We start from the raw sequence: 380 nt of genomic DNA, 5'->3' as shown, positions 1-380 counted from the left end.
ATTGCAAAGGCACAGAACATTCCGGTGGACCAGGCACGTACGCAGGTTCAACAATACGAAGAGAGTTACAAGGCCTCGATCGAACGCGCCAAACAACAGGCGACCGAAGCCGCGGATGTGGCCGCCACCGCAGTTTCTAGCGGGGCCATCTTGGGCTTCTTCTCCCTCGTTGTTGGCGCGGTCGCGGCTTGGTTCGGTGGTGCGTTTGGAACGCCGCGTACTCTGGTCACGACTGATGCCACGCGTCGTGCCGGCTAGTAGCCCCGATATCCCGCAGCTGCGGGAGATCGGCGGTCGGAAACGCGTCTGGTGGCGCTGGAACGGGGGAGGGCCGGGCGAGTGCTCACCATGAGGTGTCGGCGGCTATCAATGTTCCGCGG

At 62.9% G+C, this 380-nt stretch carries 1 pseudogene; it reads left to right on the top strand.

From position 1 onward, the window contains the following. Nucleotides 1-258: pseudogene (locus tag AC6CIG_RS29750) on the top strand (PhnA-like protein); the annotation flags it as partial. Between the last annotated feature and the right edge of the window lie 122 nt (nucleotides 259-380).

It is taken from the genome of Sinorhizobium sp. GQ132 (assembly GCF_059758575.1).
The sequence above is the reverse complement of the archived record's forward strand: the minus strand, read 5'-3'. Positions and strand labels throughout refer to the sequence as shown.